Raw genomic sequence first — 12566 nt, forward strand, 5'->3', positions numbered from 1 at the left:
CCTCCTTCTTCTGTAAAAGGGCCTGTTTCTTCACTTCCCGCCCCGTGCCATATTTGATCCAGGCTACAGGAACCCATAAAGATAAAAGATAATAATAATGCGTAAAATTGGTAATTTAATTTCCTCATTGTCTTCTTTTTTAATAAGAGAAAGAAAATTACTTTGACTATAGAAGAAAGATATTACGAAAATATTACAGAAACATTAACTTTTTAGCGTTATGAAAAACTATGCGACAAGATCTTAAAAAGCCTGGAACAGAGTGTTAATTCCCGATTCAAATGGAGATTTTGTAAATTTTATTGGATTTCTCTAATGTTGCCCAACTCGTTGTAAATCTCAAATATTACTTTAGCACCTCTGAGCGCCAATTTATTTTTGAATGAAGTTTATAGTTGAAATTCCACTTCAGTTGGGAAATGCCTTTTAAGGTGCGTTACACCTGTACTGAGTTTACCTGTACTAACAAAGTCGAAGTGTCGTAATAAACGCATTATACAATGGGTCCTCATTTCCGCGGAGCTCAAACGAGGACCAGCTTGGAACCGTGTAGATATTTGCTTCCAAACAAGCCCGGATAGGGCCATTTAAGGGATTGTATTTATGGGCGTTTTCGGGGTTTCAATGGAGAAACATCCGGGGTATATCCTATCGACCCTACCAAGTCATTGCCCCCGGCGTCGACCAAAGCGTAGTATGGCTGTGCGTTAGCCTTATATTTTGTGATCTGCGGATCACTCCATTTGTTGTCAATAGTCCTTATTTTTTTCGGTAGCTTCGGATATATTTTATTCACTTTCAGGCAATTCCCACTTATCATCGACATACAGGGAAACCAGTACCACATCGTTCTTAAGGATATTCAATATCTTCTCTTCACTCCATACCCGCTCTTCCATTTTCCAGCAATTCACACAAGTATGTCCGGTAAAATCGATCATTACCGGTTCACCTGCTTTTCTGCCTTAGCCTGCCAGGTTACGGGTATTACCAGCTGTGCCTGCCCCATAAATCCATTAAACAGGAGCAGAAGGTATATCACAATATTTTTTCTCATCTGTTTTTGTAGTATTGTCTTTCCATAGTTGGACAGGAACAGGAAAAAACTCTTATATCGCTATTTTGAAGCTAACGATTATTTACTAAAATTTTATACGTTTTGCCCCTTATATTACTTTATGATCTGAAAATCTACTTTCGTATTTCCCGGAGCAATTTGAGTATTTACAGATATGCCTCTTTTATCCGTTGCCACTATCACTACTTTTAAATTCTCAATATTCTCGGAAATATAGTTTATATCTAAAGTAGTTTTATAGCTTCCTTCTTTCATGTTTTCTTTGGGGACTGAAACCGTACCAGTAGCTCCCCTAACTACATCATTGTGTTCAAAATCGGCTAATCCCTCCATATCATACTTTTTCCCATCCGCCATAATCTCTATATCTCCGAATTTCAGGTTAGGAAAAAGCCTTCCTTCCGTAGCATCTACCTGAGGTCGAATTATTTTATCTTCCACCACATAGGCAGCATAACTCAATCCCGACATATCCTTGGGAAAGGCAAATTCTATCTCTATACGGCCTTTTGTTTTCTCTAATGAGGAAGAAATGGCGATCCCTACAGGACTACTTTCTTCTATTATATCCAAAAAATCTTTCTCTATGTTTTTCGATAATTTATCATTGTCAGATTTTGGATCAAAGTTTTTATCGCTTAAGACAGTAGGATATGAGAATTCCCTATAACGCCCTTGAAACAAAGTAGGATAGCCTCCTACTCCAAGGTTAGAAGCCAACTCCTCCATTTTTTCTTTAGCCGCTTCTGCCAGGGGGTCGGCGTGCCATGTTAACATGACTATTTTATCTCCAATCTCCTCTTTTGCGACGTCCATATAATAGTGTGCTAAAGGGCAATATTGGCACCAATCAGCTGTAAACTGGTCAACCAGCATTTTATATTCATATTTGAGTTCCTCATCCGCCACGTCGGGGGTCTTCTCATTATTATCCGGAGCGTCATCATCTCCCTTACTGCACGAATTCAAACAGGTCAGTGAAAAGGCAGAGACCAGTAGCAGCATTAGCAATACATACTTGTTTTTCATAAAATTAAAATTTATTAGTTGAACTGTTATTTTGTTGAACTTATCCGGACACTAGCTGAAGACCGGGATAAGTCCATATTCCCTGTATTCATAGTTTGACAGGGAAAGGGGCAAAACGTATAAAATGTTAAATTCTGAATACTGTCTTTTTAAAAAATTTCTGGTTATAATCTGGTAGCCCACTACTCCCGTACTAAAAAGAAGTAGACACATATAAAGTAAAACCGGCAGCTTCCGTGACCATACGGCATACTCCCCCTACGCAAAGCAATCCCCCGCGCTGTCTTCCATAGCTCAGGGCTACCCGGGAAGAATTTTTCGAAAAACTTGCCCCCAGATTATAGTAGTGGATTTTATCAAGCCCGTAATTATAGCTGTCGTGAACATAAAAGGACCAGTGTTGGTCAAGTCCATATTCCACGGTTGCTGCGGCCCAATTCTTAAAATTGTCTTTCACCCATTGGTGCTGGCCTTCCATCCGGATGGATTGTGACTTTCCGAATTTATAAGTGGTTTCCGCAGTTGCCGTAGTGGCATTGACCATGCCTCCCTTGCCTTCGATATATCCCCTGTTGTAGTGTTGATTGAGGTACATGAATACGGACGACCAGTTTTTGGACCACTTTTTTCTGACCTCCACGGCCATATCGTTATAGTATTTATCACCAAAGCCCAGGGCTTTTGTTGTATACATCCCTGTTTCCGGGTCTCCTTCAATATCCAGTCCACCCCAGTATGACGTATTTAAAGCTACCTGTGTTCCGTATTTTCCTCCCAGGGCACTGTTTTTCTTAAACTTGTAATAAAGGTCCAGCTGCCCGCCTATTTCCCCGGCCGCGATTTTGGGGGTTGTCTGATATTGAGGCTGTGCCTGGTATACGTATATATTCTGAAGGGCATAGTCGTATTGTTTGGTCAAAGCCGGTACATAATTGACAACTCCCCGGTTAAATACGTTACCGTCCAGATCGTGCTGGGAATAAAACCTCATATTTTCCATTCTTCTCAGGGAGGCATTGACACCCAGCCCCTTTCTGGCGTACCCGAGGTCCAATAAAAAAGCATTTCCGGCTTTTTTATTTCCATCTATCAGCGGTGCCCCCATATTCATCAACAGGTCCTTTCCTTTATGGACATATTCTATTTCGGAATAAAAGCCGCCTTTAGATACACTTAACCGCCCGGAATAGGAATTTACAAGATGCGCATTGTTACCGTTCAAATAACGATGCTCATAATCTTCATAGCGGCCTACATAAGACAACCCGAAGCTTATATCGACAGTACTGATCGCTAAAATATCTGAAAGTCCGGCTTCTATATTGGCGCCGTAGAGGGTCCCTTTGGAAAGGTCAAACCCCAGACCTACACGTTGTCTGCCCCCAAGGAATGTAAATGTCAGGGCGTCTGCAGGAGCATATTCAACACGCCCTCCGAGAATGGCATTGTTAATTCCCAATTGCCTGTCTTCCCAGCTACGCAATATCAATCCGCTTCCAAATTGTTCATAAAAGTGTCCCGCGGTTACATCGAGCCCTAATTTTTTATTACTGTACCTGGCATAAACTGTCCCGATATCCACCCCTTTCAGTTCCGGATTGTAGTTAAGAAGGGATAGGGGAAGATAGGATTCCCCCTGGACCCCAAAACTCCAGGAGCCCGTAATATAATCGAGTTTTAAATAGGAATTGGAACGATAGCGGTGTTCGGCGTCTTCCCCGTCCAGTTGTATTTTATTGTCATCTACATACCTTTGACCGGTAGATTCCAGACTTCCGCTTATTTGTGCATTACTGAGATTTGAGATCAATGTCAGACCCAAAAAAAGCAGACCTGTCTTTTTTACCATAGCATACGTCTTTTTCATTTTGAATATTCCAGGATCTTTTCATAGAGTTTATTCTCGGAGCCCGGAACGTAACTGGTATGCTGATAGATAATTTTCCCCTTGTACACGACTAATACCGTGGGCATTGCCACAACATTCATTTTTCTTTGAAAATCCTGGTTTTCATCGAGCAATACTTCAAATTCCCACCCTTTTCCGTTGACCAGGGGTTTTACACGTTTTATTCCCCGGGAATCGTCTGTCGATATGGCGTATAGTTCAACCCCGGTCTCTTCCTGCCAGTCGGCATAAACATCGTTGATGGCATCCAGTTCTTTTAAACAAGGCCCGCACCAGGTGGCCCAGAAACTCAATATCACGGGGTTTTCTCTTTCATTGAATTGTACCGTATCGAAATGTTTTCCCGTTAAGGCCTTTAAAGGGACAGAAGGGATTTCCTGGCTTTGCCCGGAGGCAGAAAGATGTACAAGCAACATGGTAGCAGCTATAAATACGTAGGTTAATCTCATTATATACCTGATTTTAATTAAATGATTATAGATTATTTTTCGATGAACCGGCTTCAATCACGGTATTCTCTTTTCCTGCCGTCATCATAATTTTCGCCCTTTTAAGAAACTCCCGTATAATCCCATACATGCAAGGTGTCAAAAGGCTGTCATTACACTTTTTTACAGCTGTACATGCGTATTGTGACTAAAAAACAGCTTAAAATATGATGAATGTATTTTCCTTTGATCAAAACAGCCATATATCATTAATTCTTGCTTTATAGTTATGATAATATTATTTTTTTGTTAAATAATATGACGAATGTAGATTTTATGGATTACAAAAAGTATAGGGAAACTCCTATTTTTAAGAATAAGGTTTTTGTGCCGGGACAGGTTTTCCAGCTTCGCTATGCCTTTTTATTGCATGATAAAGTGCAGAGCGGGCAATACCACAACGCAAAGCCGTTTTTGTTACGGGGCCTGGCCGGGCCTGTCCCTTTTGGGAATCATAAAAGTTTTCTGTTCTGCATTGCCCAGGAAAGCAGGGCGTTGTAAGTAGGGGGCAGATCCAGTTTTTTACGTAGCTTGGTCTTTATTCTTTCTATGTTCTTCTCACTGCAAAAGAACTTTTCAGCCAGTTTGCGATTACTGCTTCCATCCATAAGCTCCCTTAATATTTCCTTTTCCCTTCTCGTTATTTTTTTCAGCACGTCCGTACACCCCGTATTTTCATCGCAGTCCATATAACGACTCAAATAATTTTTACCCTGTCTCACGGTATTCATACAATCTTTAATCTCAGTCAAAGCATAATCCTTTAATAAATACCCTTTAACTCCGGTTTCTATGGCTTCTTTGTAATAGTGTTGATTATCGTGTATTGTCAATACGATAAAACTTATTCCGGGATACTTTTTCCGTACATTTCTGATCACTTCTATACCATCTTTATGAGGCATATTGATATCGATAAAGACCATATCCGGTTTGTAGTGCAGGATTTTGTCAAGCGCATCTTCTCCGTCCCTGGCTTCTGCCACCACTATATTATCCGGGTCTTCCCTAAGGACATCTCTCAACCCTCTTCGAACCAAAGGATGATCATCCGCTAATAATATTTTTATCATTTTGCTTATTTTTTTTACACTGGCCCGATATTGGTATTTTAAAGCTGATTTCAAAGCCTCCCAGTTCTCCCTTTTCAACGATCTTATATTCACCTCCTAATAGCACAATACGTTCTTTCATGGTTTTCAATCCCATAGATGGTTTCCCGGCCGCCGGATTACACGCTGTTCCTTTACCGTTATCTGCCACTTTTATTTTTAAAAAACCACTTTTTATCCCAACGGATATCAGCGCTTCATCCGCATCTGAATGTTTTATGATATTGTTTAGACTTTCCTGGACAATGCGATAGATATGTAAGGCCTTTTCTTTTTTGAAGTACTCATCGACCTCCCTGCTGATTGTACTTTTGAAATAAACAGAGGATACTTCGTCTATATTTCTTATCAGGTACTCCAGGGACATGGACAGCCCCATACTGGTTATATATACCGGATGGAGGTTGCCGGAAATCCGTTTTATATCATCAATTAACAATTGTATCTGTGAGCTAAACCTTTCTTCCTCCTGCCGGGCCTTTAGCAATACCAGGCTCTGGCCTATTCCATCGTGAAGTTCCCTGGCTATCCGTTTCCTCTCTTCTTCCCGTGTTTCCGTCAGCTGACGGAAAAAATCGTTTTGTAAGCTATTGATATATTTCACATGACGGGTCCGGGTCCTGTATATTACCAGCGCAACTCCTCCGGACAATGCAAAAAGCAATATAAAAAACCATCCTGTTTTCCAAAAAGGCGGGGGTATGGTAAATGTATAAGAAATACAGCGGTCCCGCCATTCTCCGTGCCTGTTCGTTGCTTTAACCATAAAGGTGTAGTTTCCCGAGGGCAAAAGAGGGAAATGAGCACTCACCTTATGGGATGGCTCAGACCAGTCCTGATATGTCTCTCCGTTCCTGGTTAATTTATAACTATACCCGATAGAACCGGGTAAATACAACTCTCCCTCGTCAAAAGGATACAGTCCGCAAGGATATACCTGGCTGTAAATGCCTATGGAAACAAAAAGGCAGAACATAATATTGGAGTAATTCTTTTTCATGCCACACCATCAAGAATTATGGGAAAAATACTGACTATACATGTAGTTGATGTTTCTATAACTGATTGTTCGATTTCCCGGGATCTCCCCGCTGGTGCCTGTTTGTAACGGATCCCATTTTATCCGGCATCCCGATAATTATCCGGAGTAATGCCCTTTCGTACGCGTTATACGATGAGCCCTCGTTTCCGCCGGCCTCAAACGAGGACCAGTTGAGTTGAGGCCGATGATACATCCATACCGGTTGGCAGCCACATATAAAAGAAGCAGCCCGTTTTACCGGGCTGCCAACAAACTAAATCAATCTACATTCATGAAAACAAAAACAATGTAAACTAATTTTTAAGTGCTGTTTGATCCATTTGAAAAAGGGTTTCAAAGAGCTCTATATAATTTGTATTGTCCATCAGCAATCTCTTCTCTATACTATATATTACAAAAAACCGGAAACGGATGACAAAAATTAAGAGAAATATTCGGAAACAAGCAATTTAACAAATACAACAGTAGCGTTTAACTATTGAAAAGTGCATTAGTTATGGAGTTCATGAGTTATTCAGGAAATACTTATAAACTCCATAACTAAAGAACAACTCCCCCAACCAACCTGAGACTAATCATACGGATATGAATATTATCGATTTTCGTTCACCGAACCGTCAATATTTGCATTGGCATCGATTTCGGATTGCGGAATTTTCAAATAGAATTTTTTGTCGTTCGGGGCAAGATCTGCCGAACTGCCAACCCTGTGATTTCCGGACCTGCTTATGCCTCTCTGCAACCTTTTGGCATCAAACCACTCCACCCCGATCTCCGCATACAATTCCTTTCTTCTTTCCAATAAGATCTCCTCCAGTAGATCTTCCCCGGTATTCGAAGATCTTATGGCTTTCGGGTCTCTGTTCTGTTGAATAGCATACAGCAGGTCATGGGCCCCTCCGGCATCACCGTTTCTATATTTTGCTTCTGCTTCAATCAATATCATTTCGGCTGTTCTGATGATAGGTATATCCGCATCAAAAGTAAATGCAAACTTACTGGTCACCCAATGCCTGAAACTCGATTCTTCTACCTCGTAGTAATTGTTAAACAGCTTCCTTATATCCGTACCGGAAAACAGATTGACAAACTCATTGTTAAAATAGGCATTTTGATAAGATTCGACGCTATGATCTGTTTGTACATGCGGTGCGCTGTAATAATACTGTGACTGATCGTCATACTGGGGCAGTCCCCATATCCATTCCCCGACCGACAGATCGTTAAACCCGTTTGCATATGATCCGGAAACCAGGGCCGAAGACAAGTCCCCTCCGTAAGCAGCATTAGCTGCGGTTTCAGCATCCTCCCAATTTCCCATCACCTGATACACCTGTGCCAGCATTGCATGGGCCACATTTTTATTGATATAGGATTTATCCAGACGGGATGTACCCACATTCTCTACGGCAAACTGTAAATCTTCAAGGATCAGATCGTATACCTCCTGTGTCCGGGACATGGGGTGCCCTTCCAGGGACAATTCGGTATAGACTGGCGGTGCCGGGAAATCAGGGGCTACGGAATACGCAGGGGCGAATTCCAGCACCAGTTGATGATAGTAGTATCCCCTGATGGCCCTCCCCTGCGCCAATAGTTGCCGCTTGTCGGTTTCGGACAATGCTTCACTTTCGTTCACCCCGTGAATAAACTGATTTACCTGGCCGATAATATAATAAGGGAATTCCCAGGAAAATCTTGGCCTTCTATACGTAGGTTCCCTGTTGTTATTTTCATAGTCATAAGCAAACCAGCCTGTTCCTATCACAACATCATTTCCCTTTGCCGTTCTTGCGAACAGCATGGAGTTCAATCCTCCGGCATCATCACCTTTTTCAGTGAACTGCCCGCGCATTCGCCTCATGATCCCCGAAATAAATGCTTCGGCACCTTCCCTGCTTCCGTATACCACATCCGTGCCCACCTGGTCGGTAGGTTCGGGTTCATTCAAAAAATCTTTACTACAGGACATTATCGTAATCATCAATAATGAAAGTAAAGCTACCGGGAATTTTTGAAGTATGTTTTTCATGTGAATAAATTGGAGTTAAAACACTATAATAAAACAAGTTATATTAATATGATTTAAACCTGTTTTTGCCCGAAGTCCAAAGATGGAAGCCCGGAGATAGATTTTCCTGACTTCATGCTTCGAACTTCCAGCTTCCGGCCAAATATATTCATCCCTGTTTGTGACGGATTCCTTAAAATAAAATGTTATGAGCAATACCTCCCGATCATCATCGTCCCGATAATGATCGGGAGGTTTGCACAGACTGTTAATGGCATTTCATAATATGTTTTTATTTTAGAAACCGATATTTAACCCCAGGGAAAATATTCTCTGGTTGTAAGACCTGTAATTTGTCGTACCGCCCAGGCTTTGCTCGGGATCAATTCCCTTATGCGACTTAAATGTCAGCAAATTATCTCCCTGGAAATACACTCTGATATTATTTATCCCGTAGTTATCTAAAATAGCTGTCGGTAAGTTATATCCGAAATTAAGTGCTTTTAACCTCAGGTAATTATTCTTGAACAGAAATCTTGTCGACGTCGAATTATAATCGTTATTTTCCGTAGTTACTTTAGGCACATCTGTCATATCTCCCGGGTTTTGCCAACGATTGCGCATATCAACGGACGCCGCCCCGCCTGCCGATGAAAGACTGCCCATAATACGGGCGTATTGGGAATCATAAATATAGCCCCCCATACTAAAATTAAACAGGATGTTCATATCCCAGTCCCCCAGCTTGAAATAATTGGTAAGACCGCCTATAACATCCGGCAAAGAAGATTTACCCACATAGTTCCTACTTGCCTCTGCATACACCGATGTTGTTTCCTTTTCACCGGTGGGTTCCCCATTGGCATCAAGTACATCCTTGTACCACAACCCCTGTCCGGTTTCGGGATCAACCCCGGCCCATTCCTGAATATAGAAATCGTACAGCGAGCGGCCTTCTTCCCAGCGCTTGGTGCCGGAAATAAATCCGTCCTGTGTCAATTCGGTAATTTTATTCCGGTCAAAAGAAAAGTTCAATCCCGTAGTCCATCTAAACTTAGCCGTACTGACATTCACCGAATTCAGTGATACTTCCACACCATAATTCCTTACGGCGCCGACATTTGTTTTAATTTCGGAATTCCCTGTTGAGGGAGAAAGAGGTTTGTCATAGATCAGGTCAACAGATTCCTTGTTATAATACTCTACAGTAGCTTCCAGCCTGTTATTAAAGAACGCCATGTCCAGCCCAACGTTAAACGAAGCTGTTTTTTCCCATGACAATAACGAATCGGTCACACCTCCCAGCAGTACACCGGTATTGGGGCCCTGATTCCACCCTGTATTAAAAAGCTGTAAATAGGGAAAGTAACCAATGCCCCTGTTATTCCCCAGTTCGCCATACGACGCTTTTATCTTCAGGTAGTTCAACACCTCGTTATTTCTCAAAAATTCCTCTTCGGAAACAATCCAGGAAGCCCCGACAGAATAAAAGTCACCCCACCTGTATTTTTCGGCAAACCTGCTGGAGGAGTCCCCCCGATAAGATCCTTCAATGAAGTACCTGTTATCGTAATTATAAGCAACCCTGGCCAGGATACTGGTCAGCCGTTCTTTCGCGGTATACCCCCCCACTTTCTCGGGAGTGGTACTGCCGTTTAATTCATAAACATTCGGCAAAAAACCGGTTCCCTGGGCTTTTAAGGTTCTAATTTCCAGTTGATATGCTTCCTGGATAACATCTACATTCAAACGATGTTTTCCGAAAGTGTTGTTGTAATTTAACGCATTAATAAGGTTGAGAGTGGTCGTCAAATCCCTGTCCTGGGAAACACGTCCGTCGACATTGGCTGCATAACCAAATCCATTATGAGCGTAACTATACTTATCAAACAGGTATTTTTCATAAGACAGGTTTGTTTTAAACGACAGGTTCTCCGTAAAATCTATCTTCGCATAACCGTTTGCCGTAAAGTTATCCCTGTTATTTTTCACTTTATAGTTGTACAATGCCCCAACGGCATTTTCTCCGGAAAGAGGTGTTCTGGAAGCGTTTATACGTTGTCCGGGAGTGTTGCCATAATCATAGATCGGCTTTCCGGAATTATCCAGCACCAGCTTCCCTTCTGTATCCCTTCTATACAGCGGATAGATGGGAGATACCGAATAAATCCACTGAATGGCACTTTGATAAGCACTCCCCGACTGTTCCGGGTAATTCTGGACCTGCGTCGAATAAGACGAACCCAGTCCGAGAGACAACCAGCCGTTTACCCGGGTATCAATATTCAAACGCGTTGTTGCACGGTTAAAGTCTGAAGTCTTAACAGACCCTTCCTGGGCCAGGTAATTTGCCGAGAAAAAATACGTCGTTTTTTCACTTCCTCCGGAAACAGTTAAACCGTATTGTTGCCGCAAGGCATTCCTGTTCATGATCCGGTCTTCCCAATTGGTATTCCATTTCCTGGCTGTCGATACCAGCCTACCGTCCGGCCCCACGGGAATGGCATTATTATACGGGTTATAGCCCAGATGTTCTACCAGGCCATTGGAAGCGGCGTTCGCAGCCTCCTGAGGAGTCATACCATCGGTCATATTCCTATTCCGCAGGGATTCCCAGGAAAGTTCCATGTATTGGTCAGCATCGATAAAATCATGAAATTTCACGGCTTGATCAGCAAATCCCAGAGAAGTTGAAAAATTCACCCTGGCCGGAGAATTCAGTTTCCCTTTTTTTGTTGTGATCAGAATAACGCCATTGGCCCCTCTTGATCCATACAATGCGGTAGAGGAGGCGTCTTTCAACACACTCATGGACTCTATCTGGTCCTGGCTGATCGTGTTCAGGTTTCCGTTAAACGGTGCCCCGTCAACCACTATCAGCGGATCTGCGGCAGCATTAATGGACCCAATACCACGTACGCGAATGGTCGGGTTATCACCGGGTTGTCCGCCGGCAGCAATGATGTTCACCCCCGGAACACTTCCCTGGATGGCCGTTGTGACATCGGTAAGTTGTTGTGTCTCTATAACCTGTGAATCAATTTTGGCAACAGACCCTACTATGGCCCTTTCGGACTGTTCTCCATAGGCAACTACAATGACTTCTTCCAGGGCCTGCGCATCTTCTTCCATTCGTAGGTCAATGGTCGCGGAGGCCCCCACTGTCCGTTCTGCGGTAGCCATCCCTACATACGTGAATTGCAGTACCTGCCCTACGCCGACCGTTATACTGTAATTCCCGTCAAAATCGGTCTGGGTACCTGTTGATGTTCCCTTTACCACGATGTTCGCGCCGGGTAACGGCATCCCCTGCCCGTCTGTCACATTACCCGTAATTGTCTTCTCCTGCGCAAAGGAAAGCTGTACGATAAATGCCAACAGGAACGTCAGCTTCTGAGTAAACTTTAGTATCATATCACATACATCTGAATTAGATCATTTTTCCGGATATATTCCTGAAAATTGTATCTTCTCTTAACTACACGGATAGCACTCTTAACTTTTTTCTTAAGAATGGGGCGTACAAGGGGCTATATGCCGGGAGGAATAACCTCAACAAACCGTCCATTGATATCATCCACTATTTTATATATATATTACAATTTCTTAATAATGGGTGACAAAGATTAACATGGATTTTTCAGAGATAAGTAACTTAACACATACAGCAAGAAAGTTTTAGAATCTGTCCGAATTTTATCTCTTAGGTACTTCAACAGGTGATACACTGAGTACCGAAGTGCCCAGTACAGGTATACTCAGGACATCGCCTATGGTCCTTTTATGTGTATTCCGAAAACAAAATTCAAACAGCTTCTAACAAAAAAACGCCCTTTCGGACGCCTTCTGTTATTCTTTAAAAAATGAACTCGTTTATTTCCAGGATTCGACCGGCCC

Annotated in this window: 8 protein-coding genes; all 8 read right to left on the minus strand. The window is 42.4% G+C overall.

Features of this window, described 5'->3' with window-relative positions; translation table 11 throughout:
• Window positions 1-788: 788 nt before the first annotated feature.
• Complete coding sequence (locus ED312_RS24520; protein WP_394342884.1) at window positions 789-941, minus strand: thioredoxin family protein; 153 nt, start codon at window positions 939-941, stop codon at window positions 789-791.
• Window positions 942-1171: 230 nt separating this feature from the next.
• Window positions 1172-2107: an Omp28-related outer membrane protein gene (locus ED312_RS20235; RefSeq protein ID WP_123217843.1), complete on the minus strand. Its 936-nt coding sequence runs from the start codon at window positions 2105-2107 to the stop codon at window positions 1172-1174.
• Between the two features lie 193 nt (window positions 2108-2300).
• The gene (locus ED312_RS20240) at window positions 2301-3974 is read right to left on the minus strand and encodes a DUF6029 family protein (protein WP_240643157.1); all 1674 of its coding nucleotides are present in this window, start codon (window positions 3972-3974) and stop codon (window positions 2301-2303) included.
• Window positions 3971-4465: a TlpA family protein disulfide reductase gene (locus ED312_RS20245; RefSeq protein ID WP_123217844.1), complete on the minus strand. Its 495-nt coding sequence runs from the start codon at window positions 4463-4465 to the stop codon at window positions 3971-3973. Before ED312_RS20245 ends, ED312_RS20240 begins: the two co-directional genes overlap by 4 nt.
• Before the next feature lie 491 nt (window positions 4466-4956).
• Window positions 4957-5577 carry a response regulator transcription factor gene (locus ED312_RS20255; RefSeq protein ID WP_123217846.1) on the minus strand — a complete coding sequence of 207 codons (621 nt, stop codon included), beginning with the start codon at window positions 5575-5577 and terminating at the stop codon, window positions 4957-4959.
• Window positions 5552-6616 (minus strand): ATP-binding protein, encoded by a 1065-nt coding sequence (locus tag ED312_RS20260; RefSeq protein WP_123217847.1) that lies wholly within the window; start codon window positions 6614-6616, stop codon window positions 5552-5554. The genes ED312_RS20255 and ED312_RS20260 overlap by 26 nt, the downstream gene beginning before the upstream one ends.
• A 634-nt stretch (window positions 6617-7250) precedes the next feature.
• Entirely contained in the window at window positions 7251-8690 is a 1440-nt protein-coding gene (locus tag ED312_RS20265) for a RagB/SusD family nutrient uptake outer membrane protein (protein WP_123217848.1), read from the minus strand.
• Between the two features lie 276 nt (window positions 8691-8966).
• Window positions 8967-12083 (minus strand): SusC/RagA family TonB-linked outer membrane protein, encoded by a 3117-nt coding sequence (locus tag ED312_RS20270; RefSeq protein WP_123217849.1) that lies wholly within the window; start codon window positions 12081-12083, stop codon window positions 8967-8969.
• Between the last annotated feature and the right edge of the window lie 483 nt (window positions 12084-12566).

Source organism: Sinomicrobium pectinilyticum (assembly GCF_003725735.1).
GTDB lineage: Bacteria > Bacteroidota > Bacteroidia > Flavobacteriales > Flavobacteriaceae > Sinomicrobium > Sinomicrobium pectinilyticum.